The sequence below is a fragment of the Ohtaekwangia sp. genome (genome assembly GCF_036786105.1).
Taxonomy (GTDB): Bacteria; Bacteroidota; Bacteroidia; order Cytophagales; family Cyclobacteriaceae; genus Ohtaekwangia.
This window is the reverse complement of the sequence record NZ_DAIQRQ010000049.1, coordinates 6,162-29,168: the sequence shown is the minus strand read 5'-3', so window position 1 is coordinate 29,168 and position 23,007 is coordinate 6,162. Positions and strand designations below refer to the sequence as shown.

The 23,007-nt window shown below is 46.6% G+C and carries 17 protein-coding genes; 6 read left to right on the top strand and 11 right to left on the bottom strand.

Going from position 1 to position 23,007, the window contains the following annotated elements:
- Window positions 1-11 precede the first annotated feature (11 nt).
- The 4 genes from surE to dnaG all read right to left on the bottom strand — a co-directional run bounded on the left by surE (window position 12) and on the right by dnaG (window position 4,820).
- The gene (gene surE / locus V7Q33_RS17520) at window positions 12-860 is read right to left on the bottom strand and encodes a 5'/3'-nucleotidase SurE (RefSeq protein ID WP_331983258.1); all 849 of its coding nucleotides are present in this window, start codon (window positions 858-860) and stop codon (window positions 12-14) included.
- A 46-nt stretch (window positions 861-906) separates the two neighbouring features.
- Window positions 907-1,575, bottom strand: coding sequence for a hypothetical protein (locus V7Q33_RS17515; RefSeq protein WP_333820657.1), 669 nt, complete (start codon window positions 1,573-1,575; stop codon window positions 907-909).
- A complete protein-coding gene (locus V7Q33_RS17510) occupies window positions 1,576-2,796 on the bottom strand; it encodes a bifunctional 3,4-dihydroxy-2-butanone-4-phosphate synthase/GTP cyclohydrolase II (protein ID WP_331983271.1) in 1,221 nt (406 codons plus the stop codon).
- A gap of 101 nt (window positions 2,797-2,897) precedes the next feature.
- Window positions 2,898-4,820, bottom strand: coding sequence for a DNA primase (gene dnaG / locus V7Q33_RS17505; protein ID WP_333820656.1), 1,923 nt, complete (start codon window positions 4,818-4,820; stop codon window positions 2,898-2,900).
- Between the two features lie 247 nt (window positions 4,821-5,067).
- Between dnaG and V7Q33_RS17500 the strand changes: the two genes are divergently transcribed.
- Entirely contained in the window at window positions 5,068-6,153 is a 1,086-nt protein-coding gene (locus V7Q33_RS17500) for an Mrp/NBP35 family ATP-binding protein (protein WP_333820655.1), read from the top strand.
- Window positions 6,154-6,227: 74 nt separating this feature from the next.
- On the top strand, window positions 6,228-6,488 hold the full coding sequence (locus tag V7Q33_RS17495; protein WP_331983250.1) for a NifU family protein: 261 nt from the start codon (window positions 6,228-6,230) through the stop codon (window positions 6,486-6,488).
- Between the two features lie 110 nt (window positions 6,489-6,598).
- Here the strand turns inward: V7Q33_RS17495 and V7Q33_RS17490 are convergent, their stop codons facing one another.
- Together V7Q33_RS17490 and V7Q33_RS17485 are read right to left on the bottom strand one after the other, a co-directional pair.
- Window positions 6,599-6,994, bottom strand: coding sequence for a hypothetical protein (locus V7Q33_RS17490; protein WP_333820654.1), 396 nt, complete (start codon window positions 6,992-6,994; stop codon window positions 6,599-6,601).
- 9 nt (window positions 6,995-7,003) lie between these two features.
- Entirely contained in the window at window positions 7,004-9,211 is a 2,208-nt protein-coding gene (locus V7Q33_RS17485) for a TonB-dependent receptor (RefSeq protein WP_333820653.1), read from the bottom strand.
- Window positions 9,212-9,654: 443 nt separating this feature from the next.
- On the opposite strand from V7Q33_RS17485, the gene V7Q33_RS17480 reads away from it, so the two are divergent.
- From V7Q33_RS17480 to V7Q33_RS17465, 4 genes are all read left to right on the top strand, one after another.
- Window positions 9,655-11,991 carry a M43 family zinc metalloprotease gene (locus tag V7Q33_RS17480; protein ID WP_333820652.1) on the top strand — a complete coding sequence of 779 codons (2,337 nt, stop codon included), beginning with the start codon at window positions 9,655-9,657 and terminating at the stop codon, window positions 11,989-11,991.
- Window positions 11,992-12,319: 328 nt separating this feature from the next.
- The gene (locus V7Q33_RS17475; RefSeq protein ID WP_333820651.1) at window positions 12,320-13,405 is read left to right on the top strand and encodes a D-alanine--D-alanine ligase family protein; all 1,086 of its coding nucleotides are present in this window, start codon (window positions 12,320-12,322) and stop codon (window positions 13,403-13,405) included.
- Between the two features lie 34 nt (window positions 13,406-13,439).
- The gene (locus V7Q33_RS17470) at window positions 13,440-14,219 is read left to right on the top strand and encodes a PASTA domain-containing protein (protein ID WP_331977423.1); all 780 of its coding nucleotides are present in this window, start codon (window positions 13,440-13,442) and stop codon (window positions 14,217-14,219) included.
- Window positions 14,216-16,198: a T9SS type A sorting domain-containing protein gene (locus tag V7Q33_RS17465; RefSeq protein WP_333820650.1), complete on the top strand. Its 1,983-nt coding sequence runs from the start codon at window positions 14,216-14,218 to the stop codon at window positions 16,196-16,198. Before V7Q33_RS17470 ends, V7Q33_RS17465 begins: the two co-directional genes overlap by 4 nt.
- A gap of 12 nt (window positions 16,199-16,210) precedes the next feature.
- Here the strand turns inward: V7Q33_RS17465 and V7Q33_RS17460 are convergent, their stop codons facing one another.
- The 5 genes from V7Q33_RS17460 to V7Q33_RS17440 all read right to left on the bottom strand — a co-directional run bounded on the left by V7Q33_RS17460 (window position 16,211) and on the right by V7Q33_RS17440 (window position 22,930).
- Entirely contained in the window at window positions 16,211-17,401 is a 1,191-nt protein-coding gene (locus V7Q33_RS17460; protein ID WP_331977427.1) for a site-2 protease family protein, read from the bottom strand.
- A complete protein-coding gene (locus V7Q33_RS17455; protein ID WP_333820649.1) occupies window positions 17,394-18,023 on the bottom strand; it encodes an HAD family hydrolase in 630 nt (209 codons plus the stop codon). The genes V7Q33_RS17460 and V7Q33_RS17455 overlap by 8 nt, the downstream gene beginning before the upstream one ends.
- Before the next feature lie 179 nt (window positions 18,024-18,202).
- Entirely contained in the window at window positions 18,203-19,327 is a 1,125-nt protein-coding gene (locus V7Q33_RS17450; protein WP_333820648.1) for a hypothetical protein, read from the bottom strand.
- A gap of 172 nt (window positions 19,328-19,499) precedes the next feature.
- The gene (locus V7Q33_RS17445) at window positions 19,500-20,294 is read right to left on the bottom strand and encodes a DUF4249 family protein (RefSeq protein ID WP_333820647.1); all 795 of its coding nucleotides are present in this window, start codon (window positions 20,292-20,294) and stop codon (window positions 19,500-19,502) included.
- A complete protein-coding gene (locus V7Q33_RS17440) occupies window positions 20,291-22,930 on the bottom strand; it encodes a TonB-dependent receptor (RefSeq protein ID WP_333820646.1) in 2,640 nt (879 codons plus the stop codon). Before V7Q33_RS17440 ends, V7Q33_RS17445 begins: the two co-directional genes overlap by 4 nt.
- Window positions 22,931-23,007: the final 77 nt, after the last annotated feature.

Here is a 23,007-nt window from a genome sequence, read left to right as displayed (position 1 = left end):
TCATGTTGTTATTAAACTTTCAATTCATCTTCTGCTCCGGGAATTCTGTATTCGCTTACTTCTGCCTGCGCAGAAGCCGGGCGTTCTAATATATCCCAGTCTTCATTCAGAATCGGTATAGCCTGGTGTGCTGTCAGATCAAACTGGCAAGGCACTACCGACACATAGTTGTTGGCGATGGCCCACTCATCGTTGTCTTCGCCTTTATCGAAATTTACAAAGCTGCCAGCCATCCAGAAATACCGGCGGCCATTCGGATCAAAACGCTGATCAAACTCCTCCACCCATTTAGCATTGGCCTGGCGGCAGATGCGTATACCTTTAATCGGCTCTGCCTGTTTAGGAGGAAAGTTTACATTGAGGGCTACGCCTTTCGGCAAGCCCTTCTCCAATACCTGTTTGGTAATTTTACGGATGATATCTTCAGTGTGTGAAAAGTCTGCATCGTGCGCATAATCGCATAAAGAGAAACCGATAGCCGGTGTTCCTTCGATCGCTCCTTCAATGGCTGCCGACATGGTGCCGGAGTATAGTACGCTGATGGATGTGTTGCTACCATGATTGATACCACTCACCACCACATCGGGCTGGCGCTGGCCTTTTAACACAAAGTGACGCGCCATCTTTACACAATCGGCTGGAGTGCCCGAACACTGATATGCTTTTACGCCTTTGAAAACAAGATTCTCTTCCAGACGCAACGACTCTCCTACAGTAATGGCATGCCCCATACCAGACTGCGGGCTATCGGGTGCTACAACGAGCACATCGCCAAGCTCGCGCATGACATTGATCAGGGTAAGAATTCCTTTGGAAGTAATTCCATCATCGTTGGAAACCAGGATTAGCGGTTTGGGCATAGTTGTGTGACGTATTTTTTGTGTCTGTAAAAATAACGCATTTCCGTTATGTTCCGGAGAGCGAGTTGTAGTACGCTATGATCTTCGCCAGGTCGTATTTTTCATCGAAGCGAAGGCGGTTTGATTTGATATACTTCTCTACTTCTTCCGCACGTTTTCCCATCAGGTCGAGCAGATCGTTTTTGTTACCGGTAAACTCGGCAATGTTGCCATCTTCTCCCATCAGGTAATATTTATATACCAGCACCACACGGGTGTACGAACCCATGTAGTAAGGTGAGCTGTAGGTTCTGTTCTCCAGTGCTTCGCGCACCAGCAGTGTCATCTTTCCTTCTTCCAGCAATTCAAAAAATACAGGAGCACGATAGCCTGCTGGTGTTGTGTACGGCAGCGCAAAGAACTGGCGGTAGCGGTGCACAGTAACATCAAAAATCTCGAAGAACAATACTTTGCGTGCCGAGTATGCTTCTACTTTCTGATCGTGCCAGTTATACTGCAGCAGGTCTTGTTGCAGATCGTATTTAACAAGGCCCTTGAGTGTATCACCCTGCAGCAGCACAATCTTGCCTTCGTGCCACAACTCGAACGGCCACTTCTGTGCCTGCGCGGAGAAAGACAAGAGTATACATATCCCTATCATCAGGCAATGCCTGCCAGGGCTGCCGTTGTGCACGAGTTGATGCGATATGTTGCCTTTGTCGCGGGTAGCGGTCATTTACTTTTTGGGCTTCAGAATATTATGTCCGAGCTTGTCGCGCTTCGTCATAAGATAACGTTCGTTGTGCGGGTTCGGTACAATTTCGATGGGAACATTGTCAACAATTTCCAATCCGTATCCCATCAGCCCGACACGTTTTTTAGGATTATTCGTAATCAACCGGATCTTGGTTATACCCAAATCGCGAATGATTTGTGCACCCACTCCGTAATCACGTTCGTCCATATCAAAACCGAGTTGCAGGTTTGCTTCTACGGTATCGAGGCCTTGTTCCTGTAATTTATATGCTTTCAGCTTGTTGAGCAAACCAATGCCTCTTCCCTCCTGCTTCATATACAGCACTACGCCTTTTCCTTCCTGGTCTACAATTTCCATGGCGCGGTGCAACTGCGAGCCACAATCGCAGCGGCAGGAACCAAATATATCACCCGTTACACACGAGGAGTGTACGCGCACCATTACCGGTTCGTCTTTCTCCCACGTGCCTTTTATCAAGGCCATGTGTACATCTTTTGTATTGGTTTGCTCGAAAGCTACGAGGCGGAAATGACCGTGCTCTGTAGGCATATCTACTTCAATCTCGCGTTTGATCAGCGATTCTTTTTTGAGTCTATATTCGATGAGGTCTTTAATCGACACCAGTTTCAGCTTGAAACGCTCTGCTACCTTTACCAGATCAGGCAGGCGCGCCATCGTGCCGTCTTCATTCATAATCTCTACCAGTACACCGGCTGGTTTAAACCCCGCGAGTCGTGCAAAGTCAATAGCAGCTTCGGTGTGACCACTTCTGCGCAGCACGCCTCCGCGTTTTGCACGCAGCGGAAATATATGGCCGGGCTTGCCAAGCTCTTCCGGTTTGGTTTCCGGATCAACCAGCGCACGGATGGTTTTGAAACGATCGTGTGCTGATATACCGGTAGTACAACCATGACCGATAAGGTCAACCGATACGGTAAAAGGTGTTTCAAATACTGCCGTGTTCTTTCCAACCATCAGTTCCAGTCCAAGCTCTTCGCAGCGGTCTTCAATCAAAGGTGCACAGATTAGTCCGCGGCCGTGTGTGGCCATAAAGTTCACAATCTCAGGGGTAATGCACTCGGCCGCGCAGATGAAGTCTCCTTCGTTTTCACGGTCTTCATCATCCACAACAATGATCACTTTTCCGTTTTTGATCTCTTCGAGGGCTTCTTCGATTGTGTTTAGTTTGATATCGCTCATGTTATTCAGTTCATATTCAGGGTGTGCAACGTGTGCTTCCAGCACGGAAAGTTGTCCAGCCATCTAACAAAGACTTTGTTCAGTCTGTTCCAACGTCACCATCACCATTTGGCCACTACTATACCGAGTATATCGGCCAGGTCTTTTTCTCCTCCCTTCAACTGCTCATGGATGGTGAAATATTTTTCAATATCCTCCTCACGGGTAGCCTGCTTCATCTGCTGCAGGTTCTCTTCGATCAGCTTCTGGATCAATCGGAACTTGAGCCGCAATACATTGGTATAGGCCATGTCGCGCAGAATCTCACGCTCGTGCGGAAAGAAGATCTGATACTCTTCGCTCCACGCTTTGCTGGTTTCATACCGTGCTGTAGTAAGCTCGGCAACCATATTCCGGGCTTCCTGCGAGCCGTGCTCCATGAAATACAGCGGATCGCAAACTTCGCCACGCTCAGCTCCTTCACGAAACGTCATGTATATCTCCTTGTATACCGGGTTCATAAACTCCACATCTTCCAGCTCTGCCAGCATGAAATCAATCAGTCGCTGATCATCGTACGCCAATTCGGCATAGTTGAGCAACAGGCGGATGGACTCACGCTCCTGCATCTGCACTATACCGGACGTATCAAGTTTCGAAGAGGTTGCCACCTCCGGAAGTATATCCGGTATGGGCATCCTGTTTTCATTGCGCGATTTATCCTGCTGCTGCTTTTGCCGGTCGCCAATCAGTATCTTGTTGAGCTCTGTGAGCAGAACAGATTCCTGTATTTTGAGCAGTTGCCCGGTTTCCTGTATATATACCGATCGTTTGATGGGATCGGGAATCAAAGAAATACTTGTTACGATCTCACGGATGGCCTCCGCTTTTTTGATGGGATCGTGCCCCGACTCCTCTGCCAGCAAGTCGATCTTGAACGAAATAAAATCTTTCGTGTGTTCTTTCAGATAGGTTTTGAACTCCGTGCTTCCCATCTTCTTGGAGAAGCTGTCGGGATCATCGCCATCGGGCAACAATACCACGCGCACGTTGAGTCCGCCTTTCAATACGAGGTCTATACCACGCAATGCTGCTTTTATACCAGCCGCATCGCCATCGAACAATACGGTAACATTCTCGGTAAACCTGCGGATGAGTTTGATCTGCTCTTCGGTGAAAGCCGTTCCTGACGATGCCACTACGTTATCGACATCAGCCTGGTGCATGGAGATCACATCGGTATAGCCCTCTACGATGTAACAGAAGTCTTCCCTGCGAATGGCATTCTTCGCCTGGTACATACCGTAGAGCACGTTGCTCTTGTGGTATATTTCCGTTTCAGGCGAGTTTATATACTTGGGCTGATCTTTCTCTTTGGTAAGAATACGCGCACCGAAGGCAATTACTTTACCGGAGAGATTATGCACCGGGAAGATTACGCGTCCGCGGAAGCGATCATAAAATCGTCCGCCATCTTTCTTGATGATCAACCCTGCTTTCTCCAGCAGCTCTTCGCTGTAGCCAATGCCTAAGGCTTTCCTGCTTAAATGATCCCACTCGTTGAGCGTGTAGCCAAGCTCAAACTTTTCGATGGTGCGATCGTGAAAACCGCGTTCGCGGAAATAGCTCAGGCCTATGCTTCGCCCTTCCTCCGACTCCATGAGCGATTCCTTGTAATAGTCTTTCGCATAGTTCATGAGTGCGTAAAGACGATCGCGGTCGCTTTGCTGGAATTGCTCTTCCGGTGAACGCTGATCTTCCTTCAGATCAACACCATATTTTTTGGCGAGGTAACGGATAGCCTCCACGTAGCTCATGCCCTCGTGCTCCATCACAAACGTGATGCTGTCGCCACCTTTGCCGCTGCTGAAATCTTTGAAGATACCCTTGCCGGGAACGACATAGAAGGAAGCCGTTTTTTCGTTTGTGAAAGGACTTAACGCCTTGTAATTCTGACCGCTACGCTTTAACGACACAAAGTCTCCAATCACATCAACAATGTCGAGGCGGCTTCTGACTTCATCTATGGTTTCGCGGGAGATCATACGATAGTAAACGACTGTTCGGGGCAAAGATACTTGAATCCTCCGTAGTCAATAATGCCTCGAAATAATAGTTTGGCAACACGCCGTTTCTTCCCTTTTCGGGCTAAAATAAACTATAGCTCTTTGACTTCTGGCAATGAACTTTCGCCCTAAATTGCGGCCGTTTTGAACACATTGGAGGCTTCCGGATCAGAATAGATTGAATTACCGGAACTTTAATCTGCAATCCGAAATTTGACATTCTGAAATGATTACATCAACTGACATTCTGAAGGCTCTTTCTACGGTAGAAGACCCTGATCTGAAGCGCGACCTGGTGAGCCTGGGCATGATTAAAGACCTGAAGATCGAGCCAAAAAAAATAAGCTTTTCTGTAGTACTCACCACACCGGCTTGTCCGCTGAAAGACAAGATCCGCCAGGACTGCGAAGACGCTGTTGAAAAGGTAGTGGGTCCTGATGTTGAGATTGATATTTTCATGACCTCTTCGGTTACAACCCTGCGCGACAATGCCCCGCTTCTACCCGGTGTTAAAAACATAATTGCCATTGCCTCCGGTAAAGGTGGCGTGGGTAAATCTACCGTTACTTCCAACCTTGCTGTGGCACTGGCACAGGCTGGCGCAAAGGTCGGTCTTATTGATGCAGATATCTACGGCCCTTCTATTCCGGTGATGTTCAACTGCGAATACGAGCAGCCCATGGTAAAGCAGGTGAACGGCAGGAACGTGATCATCCCGATTGAACAATATGGTGTGAAGCTGATCTCGATCGGCTTTCTGGCACCGCCCAACAGTGCCGTGATCTGGCGTGGACCCATGGCCAGCTCTGCCCTGAAGCAATTCTTCAGCGATGCTGATTGGGGTGACCTGGATTATCTTTTGATCGACCTGCCTCCCGGCACAAGCGATATACATTTAACGATGGTGCAAACTGTTCCCGTAACCGGGGCGGTGATTGTTACCACGCCACAAAAAGTAGCGCTGGCCGATGCGAACAAAGGTCTCGCCATGTTCCAGCAACCGCAGATCAATGTACCGATATTGGGTGTAGTAGAGAACATGGCCTACTTCACGCCGGAAGAGCTGCCCGATAACAAGTACTATATATTCGGCAAGGATGGCGGCAAGAACTTATCAGAAAAGTACAACGTTCCATTCCTGGGGCAAATACCGCTGGTGCAAAGCATCCGCGAAAGCGGTGACAGTGGCTTGCCCGCTGCCCTGAAAGAAGGCCCGACAGCAGCAGCGTTTAAAGACCTCGCCGAAACACTGGCGCGACAAATTGCTATTCGCAATGCCAGGCAGCCGACACTCGTTACCGAGGTGAAGTAAAAATGCCTTCTTAATAAATTGATTCAGAATAGTTACCTTTAGCTGACGAAAGTAAAAGTTGAAACACACGCCTGATGAATACGCTTGAAGAACTTACACAAAAAATAGAAACCTCACTGAACTCCATTCGCCCCTACCTCGAAGCCGATGGCGGCAATGTGAAAGTAAATGAGATCACACCCGAACACATTGTGAAGCTTGAGTTTGTAGGGGCCTGCGGTAACTGCCGTATGTCTACCATGACTTTCAAAGCGGGTGTGGAAGCGGCCATCAAACGCGATGTTCCCGAAATCAAGGGAATAGAGGTGATCAACCTTACACCGATAGCGAACTGACCGGCAGTAACGTTGTGAGCAGAAACGCTACGGATATATAGCTAACTTCTCCTGCGGACACTGCAGATATAGTCGCCCGGTTAAAGTCAAGGTTTAGCCGGGCGATTTTTTTATTTTACGGTGATCTTCAATTTCAACTTCGCGATATTGCCATCACGGTCGGTAATCACGAATGACCATTCTTCTACACCTGCCTGATTGCGTACTTTAAATGTATAATCCTTTTCATAGTATTGTTCTTCGCTGCCCGTGAGTGTAAAAGTCTGTTGTGTAGTAGTGCTTTGAGCACCATCATACGCATAACTGATGTTATACGTCTTCATATCGTCTTCTTTTTTCCTGGCGATAATACCCACCGTAAGCGATGTATCTTTTGCCACGGTTGTATCCTGTGATATATAGTTTGCGCCGGTCTTGAATTCAATGGAGGGTGGCACATGCGGATCGCACGACCACATCAACGCAACGGCGGCCAATAGAAAAAACATCAACAATTTTGCTTTCATAAAGCGTGTTTAAAATTTAAAATTCAATCCGAAGACTATCGACCTGCCCATATTGGCGATGCCATAATATTTAAATCTCGACAGGTGATCGTAGTAAAGTTTATTCAGCAGGTTGTTGCCAGTTAACGACAACTGGTATTTACCGCATTGCGCTTGTATACCGGCCTGAATCAACAGATAACTTTTTGTAGATGTCTCAAAGGCTGCAGGACGATTCTGATCGAATACGTATACACTGCCCGCATGTATCATTGCGTTTTGAAACTTGCCCATCGGTGGCAACTTTTGCCTGAACATGGAAGTAATTTTGTTGGCAGGAATAAATGGCAAAGGCTCGCCGTTACTTTTATCAGCTTGTATACTGCTGTAAGAAATATCCCATTCCGTGTGTATACCTGGCAACCTCCACCCGGAGGACAATTCCATGCCGCGAATGTTCGCATTTGTTTGCTGAAAATGATATACGCTGAATCCATAATACTCCGTACCGGTTGGTTCGAGGTATATATAGTTTCTGAAGTAATTGGAATACACCGAAGCAGAAACGTGCCAGCAAGATGAAGTATATAGCACGGAGCCCTCTACATTTAGATTCTGCTCGATCCGGGCATTCGGCATACCAATTTCCCAGCGAAGTGTCCCTTCGTGTAGTCCGTTGCTGGATAGCTCTGCCAGGTTGCCGGGTCTATAACCCGAAGAAGCATGAAGCTTCACCTGGAGATTGTCAATTAATGTGCGCGCTGCACCTGCCGAAAAATTAAAGGCGTTGTAAAACCGGGTAAAGGGTATAATTTCCTGGGTAGGACTATCATTGTCCGTCACGTTAAGCGACTTGGTTGCGAACGTCTCGACCAACTTTTTGTCATAGCGGATACCTCCCTCCAGCAACCATTTATCCCGGTGAAATTTATAGTAACCAAAGGCTGATGCTTCTCCGCTGAGCGCATTGGGAATAATAATTCTACCGCCAAAATTGGTGTTCGTCTGTGCAAATATACTTCCGCCATATACCCACTCGGCAAAAGAACCGACAGGGCGAATTACCTGTATCAGCGCATTGGCGGAGTTTAACAGCATGGAAAGACTTATGCCTCCACCTCCCTCATCTTCCATACGCAGGTTAGACGTTGCCCCGATGTTGAATTTGATTTCTTTACGGTCGCGGAAATAGGTATTTTCACTTGTGGCCTGAATATAGGAAACAATATGATGCGGGCCGTCAAACGATCGGCTGAGCCTTCCATCTTCCCGCTTGCGCGACAAAGAGTCAAACACAAAACCAAAAAGGCTATAAGAACTCGCAACATTTACCACATGTATACTGTTGGCTTTGTTTTTACCCCACCCGGCTTTTAAATTATAGGACGCAAACCGTGAATTGAGAATACGATTGTTTTTACCGTCACTATAATCGCCATGACTGTCAAAACCAGCCCTGATTTTTTTCCACTTATTGGCAGATGATTTTTTGTAACCATAGTTTAACGACATCCCGTATGTATTGGAGTATAAGCGGAAGTTCACATCCTGACTGCGTGAATTTACAGGCGCAGGCCGTTCTTCTATTACATTGATCACGCCACCCAGGGCATCGGAGCCATATAGTACCGATACTGGTCCGCGGATAATCTCCAATCGATCTATACCTATATCACTCAGTCCGAGTCCATGCTCATCCTGCCATTGCTGATTATCAAAACGAAGTCCATTTACATTTACCTGAATCCGATTGCCGTATAGTCCGCGGAGAACCGGCTTCGATATACCTGCGCCGGTAGTCAGCTGGCTCACGCCCGGTATTCTGGTCAGTGCATCGGCAATACTGAATGCCCCCGCTTCATTTAGTTGTGCACGCGTTAACTGTGCAATGGTAAATGTAGTTTCCTGCGGAGCCTGCGATCGATAGCCGGTTACCACTACTTCTTTTGCATAAAAAACGGAAGGCTCCAGCTGTATGCGAATAAGAGAATCGCAAGGCACAGAGATATTCAGAAACTTTGTTTTATAACCGAGATGAGATATCTCCAGCAGCAGCTTACCGCCAGGTATATCAGGAAATATAAAACCACCGTCTGACTGTGCACACAAACCACGCTGAAGTTCGGGTAAATATAGGGATGCCTGTGGCAGGGGTTCATTGCTCCGGGAATCCGTCACAATGCCTGAAAGCGTATGCTGAGCCTGTACAGAAAAGCTGATCAACACGGCAAGTTGCATTACGAAATATTTTATAACGAAATGTTCTGTACAAAAATGGCGCATCATAAAGACTTTTCTACTCACATTTACTTTTCGCTGCAAAGAGTAAATATATAGTTTTACGATCCTGCAACATAACACATCTATAGCCTGCGGTGGGAAGCCTGGGAACCAAAAAACGTTCTATAGCCGTCTTTAAAGGTTTTATAGCTGCTACATCCGTATTATCACCGAGGTCCTTCTGTGTAATCATTTCAGAAAAATATTTTCACGATTGCGACACAGTAACATGGCTGTCACCGTGTATACCGATCATCGTTAACATGCCATCGGGAGTTGGAGAGCCGTTGCTTACGGCAAAGTCATGGCGATTGAAACAACAGATTACCAAACTACGCGGCGTTGAATATGTATGCACCAAGGTTCTTCGCACTTTCCGTTTGCCGCCTTAGCCGGATACCATGTCACCGCCTTTTCAAGCCACGATACACCTTTTAAAAAATCACCTGGCGATCGAAACGGGCATTAAAAAAGTTATCAAGGGATGCTTTCTGAACATACGGTTACTCTTCGTATATTTCCCTGATAAAGATTTTGTGTATCTGACCTCTGCTTGTGTGAATTCCATGCTGTTATTTTTTGCGAATTTCGAAAAGAAAGCGACCATCGCGGTTTGTCTGTTGATGACTTTTGTACATGTGTATACCGCTGATGCTCAAACCCGCTGCGGTACGGTAGAGTATACATCTGCATTACTTCGCCGGAATAATATACCAGAGAACAACACACAGTTTGAACAATGGCTGATGCAAAAGAAACAACAGCGGCTGAAGCAACAATCGGCTAACCGTACGCAAACAGCAACGTATCAGATTCCGGTAGTGGTGCACGTTATTCATAACGGTGAGGCTGTAGGCACCGGCACCAATATACCCGATGCACAGATCATCTCTCAGATCAAAGTATTGAACAACGACTATCAGCGACTCAACAGCGATGCAAGCAATACACCGGCAGAGTTTAAAACGGCGGCTGGTAGCATGAGCATTGAATTTGTTCTGGCCAAACGTACACCCGATGGCTTTGCTACCAATGGTATTGTACGGGTAAAAGGCACACAAACTTCGTGGACTTCGGGCGATAACACCGAGTTGAAAAGTCTGAGTTACTGGTCTTCCAATGACTATTTGAATATTTGGGTTTGTAACCTGACCGATTATCTGGGCTATGCACAATTTCCGGTATCAAATCTCCCGGGCCTGGAAGATTACCAGAACGGCCTCGCGACTACCGATGGTGCCGTATTCAATTACCAGGCGTTCGGTTCTGCTGATGACGGTGCTTTCAGTTTGAAAGCAAAGTATAGCAAAGGCCGCACGGCTACACACGAGCTCGGCCACTTCTTTGGACTTCGTCACCTTTGGGGCGATGTTTCCAATTGCAATGGCACCGACTATATTGCCGATACACCTCCTCAGGATGCTCCTACATACAACTGCCCAACGCATCCGCAGGCTGCCTGCAATTCCACCAAGATGTTTCAGAATTACCTTGACTATACCGATGATGCCTGCATGAATCTCTTTACAAAAGATCAGGTCGACAGGATGATCACCGTATTGGAGAATAGTCCACGGAGAACATCGTTGCTTACATCGCCGGGATTACTAGATCCCACGGCCGAAGGAAATGATCTGCTCATCAAGGAAATTATAGCGCCATCGCCGGTAACATGTAAAACAACCGTTACACCCCGCGTGGTGGTGAAAGTAAATCACAGTGTTGAGACGATCACATCGTTCAAACTGGTATATACCGTAAATGGTGCATCCATTCCTACGCAAGTTGATAACGTAGCATTGGAAGAAAATGATCTGATCGAAGTTATCCTTCCCGACATTCAACTCTCACAAGATCAGAATGAACTCTCCTTTGAAGTACAAACACCCAACGGAGGTATCGATGTAAATCCGTTGAACAACAGCAAATCGCAGATTACCGTTACCAACACCTCGCAGGATGCTATACCGCTGCGGCAGAATTTTGAAAGCGCAACCTTCAGCAACACGTGGGCTGTTACCAACCCGACAAGCGGAGCCACCTGGCAATCAGTGAGTCTTACCAATAACACGGCTATATATGCCAATGGTTTTACAAACACCACCGTTGGCGATGAGCTGTGGCTGGTAAGCCCGACACTCGATCTCACAACTTCTGCGGAGGCCAGTGTTTCATTTGATCTTTCGTATGCCTATCGCACCGGCATGATCGATAATTTCCGCATTGTAGCCTCAACAGATTGTGGTACTTCGTTCGTTACATCGTTACTTAATGATAGCGGCCCCAACATCGACACGCGCACGTCCTCTTCGGCATGGCAACCGGTTTCTGTCAGTGACTGGACCAAGGGGAAAAATATTTCATTGAGCGCCCTTGCCGGAGAAGACAGTGTACGACTGGCCTTTATCTTCACCAATCAGAATGGCAACAATCTATACCTCGACAACATCGAGTTCTTCCAGTATGAAAATCCTCCGGCGGTAACTTCACAGCTTGTAGTATATCCGAACCTTGTGTTGAGCGGAGACCTGATAAACATACGTCTCAACCTTCCGGAACGCGAATCGGCAACTGTATATATCACAGATGTCTCCGGACATGTATTGCATACACAAACTATCTCAGAAGGGCTGAATCAAACCTATTCGTTTTACCTGGATGATATACAGCCGGGCATGTATCTGGTGCACGCCCTCACGCCTGGTAAAGACTATGCAGCGAAGTTTGTTGTTCGTTAGCCGTTATCGGTTAATCGTTACACGTTACACGGAAGTATAACGAAATCTCCAGCAGCTATTTAAAAAATATCGAACAAGGAACACCGATCAACGAATAATGAAGTCATCACACTCCCATTTCCCAATCACACATCTCTAGCAGCTCAGCAGCCAGAAGCCAGCAGCTATTTAAAAATATCGAACAAGGAACACCGATCAACGAATAATGAAGTCATCACACTCCCATTTCCCAATCACACATCTCTAGCAGCTCGGCAGCCAGAAGCCAGCAGCTATATAGCCCTCGCAGCTAATTTTCACTATCTTTCGGCACGAAACATTTTTTTAGATGGCTAAGAAGAAAAAAGTAGCAATCCTTTATGGAGGTCGCTCGGTAGAGCACGGTGTATCGGTTAACTCGGCCCGCAATATTTACGAGTATATTGACAAGAAAAAATTTGAACCTGTAGCCATCGGCATTAGTACCAAGGGCCGGTGGTACCTCACTGAAAATGTGAGCAAGGATATAGAGAAAGGTGAAGCCCTGAGCCTTGTGCTAGACCCGGTGAAGCCTGGCTTCATGACATTGAAAAGCAACAAGCGTTTTGAAGTAGATGTTATTTTCCCTGTACTGCACGGCACCGATGGTGAAGACGGCAGTATACAGGGTATGATCAAAGCGATGGATATACCGATGGTGGGTACCAGTGTACTGGGCTCTTCCATGGCCATGAATAAAATTGTAGCCAAGCGACTGTTGAAAGAGGCGGGGTTGCCGGTAACCGATTTCATGACGTTCCGCTACGATGAGAAAGACAAGATCACGTTCAACGCTATTGCTAAAAAACTTGGTACACCGTTCATGCTCAAGTCGGCAAGTCTCGGATCATCCGTGGGTGTATCGAAAGTGAAAACTAAAAATGATTTTAAGAAGGCGGTGGAAGAAGCTTTCAAATATGATGACGAAATGATTGCCGAGAAGTATGTGAGCGGCCGCGAGATTGAGTGCGCTATCCTTGGCAACTATCCGCCGGAAGCATCCTATCCGGGTGAAGTGGTGATCAGTAAAAATTACGAGTTCTATACGTTCGATGCTAAATATGTAGACCCCGAAGCCGTGCGCATCGATGTACCGGCCAAGCTGCCCAAAGCTATCGCTGAGAAAATCCGGAAGGCATCGGTAAAAGCATTCGAAGCCCTGCATTGTGAAGACTTCTCCCGCATCGACCTTTTCCTTGATACAAAAGGAAATATCTATATCAACGAGATCAACAGTATTCCCGGCTTTACCAACTCGAGCATGTACCCGGTAATGTGGAAGGAACGCGGCATAAGCTTCCCTGACCTGATTACCCGGCTACTCGACCTTGCACAGGAACGTTATGACCGCAGTAAGCGCATTGAACGCGGGTTCCAGTCAGGATTGAAGTTCTGATGCTGTATATTTGTTCTCAACTACCCTATTCGAAATGAAATTTAGTCTTGGCAAATTTACGTCCGATACACTGGGAGGTGTTTTACTCAGCCTCGCGCTGGCGCTGGCTTTTCTGATGGTGTTAATAGCGCTGTATTTTTTCGTCTATTTGCCAAAGGTCACCAATCACCTGGAGAGTATAACCGTGCCCGACATACAGGGCATGAAAGTTTCTGAACTTGAAGACTTCCTGGAGAAGAAAGATCTCCGCTACGAGGTAAACGACTCTTCTTATTCAGCGGAGTTTCCTCCGCTTACGGTATTAAAACAGTATCCGCATCCAGGAGCGAAAGTGAAAGAAGGCCGAAAGATTTTTATCTCCGTAAATCGCATTGATGTGCCAACGGTGCCCCTACCCAACCTGGTGAATGGATCGGTAGTAAATGCAGATGCTGTACTCGCCAGCAATGAGCTGAAGCGTGGAAAAATCACGATGGTTCCTGGCGGCTTTCTGAATGTGGTGAAAGAAATGAAATACCGCGGTGCTCACATAGAACCCAATGTACGGGTTCCTAAAGGAGCCGTGATCGACCTTGTTGTTGAAAGTGGTGGTAATGCAGTAACCGTGGAAGATCTGGTAGGCCAGGATTATGAAGATGCCAAGTTTGTAATTCTTGGTAATAACTGGAACATCAATGTAACCGTTGTGGGCGATACAGTCGGCATAACACCTGTTGTTTTGAAACAAAAACCGGAGCCCGGAGAAACGATAAAGATCGGTGATGTCGTTGATATATGGATAGGCGCCCCCGGAACAGAACCCCCGAGTGAATGATCCACAAATTTACAAACGATACGTTACGCAACACTCTAAAAACATTACGGGCTGACCGGTTCAGCCCACACACCGTTGTTTTCATTATGCTCCTGTTTGTTACAACGGACAGCCTGGGGCAACTGGTACGCGATGCCGTGCAGCGAAAACCAGCTATTCGTAAAACTTCATCCGCTTCGGCCCGCAAACAAAGTACACCGTTATCACTTCCCTTCTGGGATGATTTCTCTTTCACGCCCATTGATAATCCTGCAGATACCAATGCTAACTATCCACTCGATTCCATTTGGATAAATAGTGAAAGTGTCTGGATCAACGAAGGTGTTGGTGTAAATGCGCCCAGCATTAATGTAGCGACTTTCGATGGACTCAATTCAGCGGGCCTCCCCTACTCGGATGTTATACTTGCCAACGGCCTTCGCGATAGTTTAACTTCACAGCCGATCGACCTCAGCGAAACGGGGGTAGCGCTCGGTGAGCGCAATTCGCTATTCCTCAGTTTCTTTTATCAATGGCAAGGCAACGGTGAACCACCTGATAAAAATGACTTCTTCCAGTTAGAGTTCAAAAACAGTTCTGGAGAATGGGAGATCATGATGACGATTTATCCGAAAACAACGATGAGTCGCACGGAATTTTATGACACCATTATCCAGGTACCCTTTGATGATGCACGTTTCTTCCACAACGCTTTTCAATTCCGCTTCGATAACTTCGGCCGCAAGTCTGGCCCGTTCGATACCTGGAACCTCGACTATATATATTTTGATAAGAACAGAACACTGAGCAGCACATCGTATCCCGACCGCTCGCTGGCTTCTGAACCTACACAACTCTTTGGCAGATATACCGCAGCTCCGTTAGAGCACTTCCGGAAAACAGCACCGTTCGACAGCATCGAGTTTGATGTAAAGAACCTGAAGAAGTCTACCACCGAAATTGCGATCGGGTATAACGCCAACATGACCTTCAGGAATTATGAGAGCGGTGCAGCTCTGGCAGATCATACTATATTATTCAGCTCCGGCGGTGTTGGTCCGAACGGAGGTTTAATGAATCCATCCGAGCGCGCCCGCGTACGCATGGAAACCAAACCAAATGCAAGCGATCCGTTGCAATTCAATCCTTCAGCCGATTCGATTGATGTTATTCTGAAAATCAACGTGATCAGTGGTGACAATCTCGATAGTGGCCGCCCTAATTTTTTGCCGATTGATTTCCGCATTAACGATACTTCTACCACCACCTATAAGCTCAAAGACTATTACGCATACGATGATGGCACGGCTGAATTTTCTGCGCGCCTCAATACTACGAGCGACAAGCTTGCCTATGCATTCGATATGCTCACGGATGCTGTGGATACACTGGTGGCGTTCGATGTATACTTCCCTGATTTTGGTCTCAGCGCCGATCCAACCGTAGATTTCCAGATCTATGATGATGCCAATGGTTTGCCTGGCGACCTGCAGTATACCATCACCAGCTATACCCTGGTAAAACAAGGCACGATCAATAAATTTCAACGCGTTAAAGTGCCGGAGGTAGTGCGGGTAAAACAACGCTTCTATATAGGCTATACTTCGCCCAACGTTCGCATCGGGCTGGATGCCAACAATGACACAGGCGACAGAATGTTTGTAAATGTGGGTGGCGGCTGGTATCAGAACACTGATGTTACCGGAAGCCTGATGATACGCCCGTTGTTTGGCAAAGGTAAAGATAACCCGGTGGGCATACCGGAAGAGCAAACACTACTTGCTACCTATCCGAATCCCAGCCATGGCGAGTTCTACATGGATCGCGCATTCGAGGTATTACAGGTAATCAGCATCACCGGGCAGACCATGCCGTTCTCTTCTGAGGTATATAGCGATCAGCAGCAGAAGGTAAAGCTTCAGCAAGCTACACCGGGCCTATATATACTTCGCGTCAGGAAAGGCAACGCATTTGCTTCCCAGAAAATTATCGTGCGGTAATTTACAACGGCATCAACCGGTAATCGGCTTGATATAGTAAATATCCAGTGGCGCCAGGCTAAAGCACAGAATAAAGATCAGCAACGTAAACCATCCGAGGACAATGCGTTTAGCATCTAATGGCTCTTCGATTTCAGAAGGCGGATGTTGAATACCGATAAAGCGACTGATGATAAAGCCAAAGAGTAACCACCCGGTATAGCCTTCAAGTTTCGGAAAGGCCCAGCAGAGCAGTATCTGTACCGCAAGCATCAGCAAAGCATACATCAGCGAGTCGCGTCTGGCCGGCAGCATCAATGCCGCAAAGCATGTATAGTTGAATAATGTAATCATGGGTATTCGCCACACCAAACTGGAAGCAGGCATTCCTACTTTCACAACACCCAGCCCCGCATAAAAGATAAACAACACAAAGAATACGGAAGCGATGATCCGATGCCCTTTCCCTCCGAACAAACCATACGTAACGTGTCCGCCATCCAATTGCCCAATGGGAAGCAGATTCAGGCTCGTAAAAAAGAGCGCTATAAATCCCGCCAGCAGGAATGGATAATGCATCAGCTCATGTGAATTGGGAATACGATTTTTATCGGCTATAAATTGATTGCAGATGGTATATACCAGCGGTGTACCGATATTGAAATCCATTGCGGCCAAAGAATCCGTTTCTGATATCGGATTGTATGCATGCTCCGCATAATTAAATCCATACTGCTTATACTCGGGGTGTACTGTAAATATATAGTCGGCCGGAGGCAGCGTAGCATATCCATAAATGATCACGGCAATCGCCACTATAAATCCTGCGAGTGGTCCCGCCAGGCCTATATCAAAATGCTGGCGGTTGGATCGTACCTTTTCTTCAATGCGTATTACTGCGCCAAAGGTTCCGATAGAAGGTATCAGCGGATTGGGAGGAAAAGGTATATAATACGGTAACGATGCTTTTATCTTGTGATACATGGATACAAAGTAATGGCCGAACTCATGCACCGTCAGGATCAGCAGGAACGGAACCGAAAATTGCATGCCGCTCACAAAATCGGCCCAGCTATACGCGGCATTGAAACCGATCCCTTTGCTGGCACTAAGCGCAAATACAGATTTACCAAAACACCATTCTGCACCGGCAAATGTAGTGGTAATAAACGTTGCCAGGAACAACCCTACCTGCAGCAAAATCCTTTTCGTCTCTTTAGTCATTGAAGTAATCCATTATCACATCCGGAGTAACCACATGTACGGTTTGAATGCCCAGCGCTTTCGCACCGGCAATGTTATCGGCATTATCATCGAGGAAAAGAGTTTCCTGCGGAGCCAGCCTGTTCTCTTCCAGCACCTGCTCAAATATATCAGCATCCGGCTTGCGCTTCTTCATCAGATGCGAGTAGTATGTTTTGTGAAAGTAACGATCCAGCGATTTTTCCTGAAAATGCGGCAACAGGATTTTGTCATGGATATAGTTGAGGTGTATGGTGTTTGTATTGCTCAACAGGTATACATTGAATTTATTCTTAAGGCTCAGCAACAGATCAAGCTTTTGCTGTGGTATACCGCGCAGCATGGCATTCCAGCTCGCATCCAGTGCAGCATCATCAGCCGTTACGTTGTAGAGCTTGCGTACGAAGGAGCGGAACTCTTCATCGTCAATAAGTCCTTTTTCATATTCCAGAAAACCGGGAGAGCTGATGAAGAGCTCTTTTACTTTTTTCTTTTCAAGCCCCGACAGGTCGGAGAAAGATTGTAAAGTATGATCAACTGAAAGATCGAGTATAACACCACCCAGATCAAAGATCAGATTTTTAACAGAAGATGCCTGCGCCACAAAACTTGTATGTTAGTGATGCGCTAAAATAACAAAAGGTTATCATCTGCCGACAACTTTTCCTGGCAAACGGCATCTGGCAACAGATACAAATGAAAAAACCTCTGGCTCGCAACCAGAGGCCCGATTCACTGAACGGGTACTTTTGCCTTTCCTCGTTCAGATCATCTGTGGAAGTATTATTTGAAGGAGATTGTTAGCTCGCCTGTAGCTTTCGGATTGTAAGGACTCAGCGCATCGAGGCGTTTTGCCAGCACATCCCACTTGGCACCCGGTGAAGTACCGCCAGAAACAAAACCATTTGCATTAAAATATCCGGGTGCTGAGGTAGTGGAGAGATACGCGGCAAGAGCATTCTGATCAATACCAGGCCACATTGCAGTAATCTCGCTGGTAAGTACATTTTTGATTGAATATTCTTTCAGCAACACCTGGCGATCGTCACTGTCCAGCGTGCTTGGAGGCAAACCAACTTCTGCCACACCAATGTTATCAGGATCGCTGCCCGATGCCACAAATGCCCAGTCGAAACCTGTAGTGCCCGACAACAGAACCGCGTTCGGATGGTTGCTGTTTCCATATACATCTACCACATCACCCTTCTTGCCGGCAAACATGTGCAGGGAATTGATTGAGTATGGATCTTTCAATGGATTAGCCAGTGGCAGACCCGCAATGCGTACTTCCATTTCCGCATCATAACCATGTTCACCAAACTCGCTATAGTCAATACGGAACACGGCATCTTTAGCATTGGCATTGGTAATGCGATCGCAGTTATACGGTTTAATGATTGCGATGCCTTTTACTTTAGATGATTTATTCCAGAATATCTGTAATGCTTTACCACCATCGGCAGCGTTTTCCGATTCAGCATCCGTAATGGTAAGCTGATAATCCCAGTCAACACCTTCGAAGGAAACATTTGATAACACTACCAGGTTTTTTACGCGGTTGTCATCATCGCCAACATAGGTGATCGACATTACGCGATCGATCTTATACAAGCGAATGCCTGCTATAAATTGCTCCACCAAAGTAGAAGCTGCTTTCCCTACAGCAATGAATGTTCTGAGGTTAATATATATATCGCTACCTTTCACCGTATCGCCTTCTGCCCTTCCGGCCGCCAGTCTGCCACCCGCAGAACTGTTGCTGATGGAAGCAGGTATATCTACACTAAACTTCTCGGGAAGGATTGTATCCTCCGATTTTACATCCTGGTTTGTTTCGCAGGCGGTAAATAAAATGGACAGCGCAAGCCCCATGACCAAGACAATTGAAACAAGTTTTGCAGTCTTCATGATTTTGGTTTTTAATGTTGTGTTTTAGTCTCTCTTGTTATTGCAGCAGTCGTTTTTGCTGCTGTTCAATCCTAGAACACAGGCATCTGCAAGTACCCTTATGCCTTTTTATAAAAAAAATTAAAATTGTTCAGATCGGGGCAAAAATGCCCTTTTTAGAATGGAAATGAAATTATTTCACCACCGTAGTATCTGAAACCACCGTAGATACGGCAAAGAAACCAACAGCACCGGCGCTGAGATTGGTCGTGGCGTTGTCGCGCTGCACATCAAATATACCTCCGCGCCATTCGGTCTCCGATAACATGGAGCGCAAAAACTCCCTGTAAGCAACGCTAATCGAATATTTTTTACGAATAATGGTTGCCCCTGCCGGGAAGTAAAAATCTTCTTTATCCGGTTTGTATAGCTCGTTCACATCGATCGTCTTCAAATCATAATAGATCAACTCTCCTGCGCAGTCGCTGCCGGTGCAGGCAGTTGTATTCTGCCAGGATATAGCATGCTCTATATAATTGGGCGATTGACCGGAGGAGTTAAACACCAACTCGAACTGATCGTTTACCGCTTTATATTGAATAGCCTGCAATGCTTCTACAGGCACAGCGCTATCCTGTGCGGTATATTCATGTTCATTATATAGTATATGCAGCGTATATACTTTGCCGGTTACAGCGCGTAGCACAGGAGTATAATATTCACCCGAGCCGGCAGGATATTCTGTTAATGGATAAACCGTAGCATCATCGGCTATGGTAACAAGTGCACCCGTTACCGGCTCCGGAGTTTCATTCTGTGTTTTATGCGGATGTGTAAGTTTGACGCGATGACTGATATTTTCATTGGTAAGCATACCCTCTACAGCAATCAGATGGGTATCTTCCGATTTCAACGGTAGATTCGTCTCCTCCTCACACGCCATCAGCAGGAGAATAAAGAACAGAATCGTATGAAGTCGTACTTTCATAACCACTTGAAGTTATAGGCTATAGATGGCGTAAACCGGAATAAATAGTATTGTGAAGTAACACGATTGCCATCGGATGCATCGGCCGGTATTTTGAAATCGCCGTTGCTGTTCTCGGTTTTGTTATAGTTCACAAAGAGCGCATTCTTGCGGCCGTATACATTGAAGATGGAAAACGATAAACTGTGTCTGAAACGCTTCTCCGGATTTTTATTCAGCTTCACCGTGGCAGACAGATCGAGCCGGTGATAATCCGGCAACCGGTCGTTATTCTTCTGGCCATAGACAGGCACCTCCTCACCATTGTATTGATAGAAGCTGACAGGCGAAGAAAACGGTGAGCCGGTAGAATATACCCAGTTCATACCCAGATTCCAGCGCAGCGAAAGATCGTATGATACCATCAGGTTTACCTGGTGTGGTCTGTCATAGTAAGCGTTATATACCCGCCCTTCGTTTATATCCGCAAACCTGCGTCTGGCGCGTGAGTAGGTATAGCCGATCCATCCGCGCAAGCGACCTTCGTCTTTCCTGGCCAGCAATTCTATGCCATACGCCGTTGCCTTACCAAAACGCAGTTCACGCTCCAACAGGGGATTTAATAATGTTTCGGCATGTGCACTATAATCGATCTGGTTGTTCATCTTTTTATAGAACGCTTCTGCCGTAAACGATGTACCTATATTTTGCCAGGAGTGATAGTACCCGACCGTAGCCTGATTGGCAGTTTCCGGTTTGATGTTGATGCTGCTTGGCAACCACACTTCCAGTGAAGTAAACGGACTGATGGAGTTCGAGATCAAATGTACATTCTGCACATTGCGCGCATAGCTGGCCTTAACAGAAGCATGATCATTCAGCAGGTAGCTCAGCGTGAACCGCGGCTCTATATTTACAAATTGCTTATAGTTATCGCCCTTGGCATAGTACAATGTATCGATAGGATTGTGGTTCGCATCAAATACATATTCGAAAGATTCACCGGTATCAGACCATACGGAAAAACGTGCACCATAATTCACACCCCATCGCTCATTAAGCTTTACCTCATGATTGCCATAAAGTACAAACTCCACCGAGTTGCGAACGGAAAGCGTAGGAAGAAACGATATCGTAGTATCCGACTGCAGATTGCCGGGATTAAAAGTATATCCATTGGCACTCAGGCCAAACGTGAGCTCATTTTCCGGGCGTATAAAATAACTGAAATCAGACTTTACACTGAAGTTGGAGATGTGTGAATTCCAACGCGTGTTCGTAGCTACATCGGTATATAAAAAATAATCGTAACCGCTAAGCGCTAACGTTGTATTCATAAACAAACGGTCGCCGAACAAATGGTTCCACCGCAGCGTGCCTGCCGTATTGCTCCATGATATACCGTTGTTGGTATCGAAATAATTATCAGCGCCCGTATATAGCGAGAAGAGTATACGATTTTCCGGATTGATCTTCACATTGACTTTGGTAGTGAAATCATGAAAATCAAACTGCTTTACATCCTTGTTGATGCGTTGAAAGATCCACTTCAATGTTGAAGCCCGGGCCGATACCAGGAACGAACTTGCACTTTTCCGGAATGGACCTTCCACCCCTATTTTTGTTGAGATCAACCCCGTACTTCCCCACGCTTCAAATCGCTGATCGTTTCCCTTCTTGGTGCGTACATCCAGCACAGACGACAACCTACCGCCCAGTGATGCAGGCATGTCACCTTTATACAACGTTATATCATTCACAGCATCCGGTATAATCGTAGAGAAAAGTCCGAGCATGTGACTTGGATTATAGATCGGAGCATCATCCATCAACACCAGGTTCTCATCGCGGTTGCCACCGCGCACATAATAAAATGTAGAACCGTCTGAATGCAGCTTTACACCCGGTATAGATTCAAGCGATTTCACTACATCCATCTCGCCGAACAACGCAGGTCGGTCTTCTACGGTCTTCGGGCGCACGTTGGTATTGCTCACAGCAATCTCTTGTGCCACATCCGGCAATGGGTTGCTTACGATCACTTCTTCCAGCACCGGTAAATCTTCTTTCAGCGCTATATCTTGCTGTACGGATGCACCCAGGTCTACTGTAGCCGTGTGCGGCTGGTATCCAAGAAACGAACTGGTGACGGTATATTTACCTTTTGGTACTGTAACGGAGTAAAAACCAAAGCCGTTGGTTACGGTTCCTGTCTGCAGCTCTTTGACCAATACCGAAGCACCAATCAATGCTTCGCCACTGCCCGCATCTTTTATGGTTCCACTCAGTGTTATGGTTTGCAGTTCACCTTTATCTGTTTTTTTCTCCGGCTTTAAAATGATCTGTCCTTCTACCAATGTATAGCGAATGCCGAAGCGATCGGCAAGATCACTTAATACAGCCGTTAATTTTTTATTTACCGCACTATATTTCGTGGTCTGAGCGGCTTCAATCTTTTTGGGGTTATAGGAGAAACGCACACCGCCTTTTTTAGCGATCGCTTCGAGCAACTCTGCGAGCGAACCATTCACCTCCAGGCTAATGGAAACATCGGGAAGATTATTTTGGGCAAATGTCTGCAGACATATACATATAGCCGGTATCACCAGCCATCGCCAGCGTTGGTTTGGTAATGAGCATGCGCGAAGGTTTAACATCCTGCTGCTGTAATTTCTATCTGCCTGCCGTTGATCTTGTATGTGAGATTCAGCGTGTTTTCCAATACACGCAATAC

Excerpts from the sequence above, each read along its gene's own strand:
- V7Q33_RS17480 (WP_333820652.1), top strand. The coding sequence starts at position 9,655 with ATGTCACCGCCTTTTCAAGCCACGATACACCTTTTAAAAAATCACCTG.
- V7Q33_RS17440 (WP_333820646.1), bottom strand. The coding sequence starts at position 22,930 with ATGTTAAACCTTCGCGCATGCTCATTACCAAACCAACGCTGGCGATGG.
- V7Q33_RS17470 (WP_331977423.1), top strand. The coding sequence starts at position 13,440 with ATGAAATTTAGTCTTGGCAAATTTACGTCCGATACACTGGGAGGTGTT.
- V7Q33_RS17445 (WP_333820647.1), bottom strand. The coding sequence starts at position 20,294 with ATGAAAGTACGACTTCATACGATTCTGTTCTTTATTCTCCTGCTGATG.
- V7Q33_RS17500 (WP_333820655.1), top strand. The coding sequence starts at position 5,068 with ATGATTACATCAACTGACATTCTGAAGGCTCTTTCTACGGTAGAAGAC.
- V7Q33_RS17485 (WP_333820653.1), bottom strand. The coding sequence starts at position 9,211 with ATGCAACTTGCCGTGTTGATCAGCTTTTCTGTACAGGCTCAGCATACG.
- V7Q33_RS17475 (WP_333820651.1), top strand. The coding sequence starts at position 12,320 with ATGGCTAAGAAGAAAAAAGTAGCAATCCTTTATGGAGGTCGCTCGGTA.
- V7Q33_RS17460 (WP_331977427.1), bottom strand. The coding sequence starts at position 17,401 with ATGACTAAAGAGACGAAAAGGATTTTGCTGCAGGTAGGGTTGTTCCTG.
- V7Q33_RS17490 (WP_333820654.1), bottom strand. The coding sequence starts at position 6,994 with ATGAAAGCAAAATTGTTGATGTTTTTTCTATTGGCCGCCGTTGCGTTG.
- V7Q33_RS17495 (WP_331983250.1), top strand. The coding sequence starts at position 6,228 with ATGAATACGCTTGAAGAACTTACACAAAAAATAGAAACCTCACTGAAC.
- surE (WP_331983258.1), bottom strand. The coding sequence starts at position 860 with ATGCCCAAACCGCTAATCCTGGTTTCCAACGATGATGGAATTACTTCC.
- V7Q33_RS17510 (WP_331983271.1), bottom strand. The coding sequence starts at position 2,796 with ATGAGCGATATCAAACTAAACACAATCGAAGAAGCCCTCGAAGAGATC.
- V7Q33_RS17450 (WP_333820648.1), bottom strand. The coding sequence starts at position 19,327 with ATGAAGACTGCAAAACTTGTTTCAATTGTCTTGGTCATGGGGCTTGCG.
- dnaG (WP_333820656.1), bottom strand. The coding sequence starts at position 4,820 with ATGATCTCCCGCGAAACCATAGATGAAGTCAGAAGCCGCCTCGACATT.
- V7Q33_RS17465 (WP_333820650.1), top strand. The coding sequence starts at position 14,216 with ATGATCCACAAATTTACAAACGATACGTTACGCAACACTCTAAAAACA.
- V7Q33_RS17515 (WP_333820657.1), bottom strand. The coding sequence starts at position 1,575 with ATGACCGCTACCCGCGACAAAGGCAACATATCGCATCAACTCGTGCAC.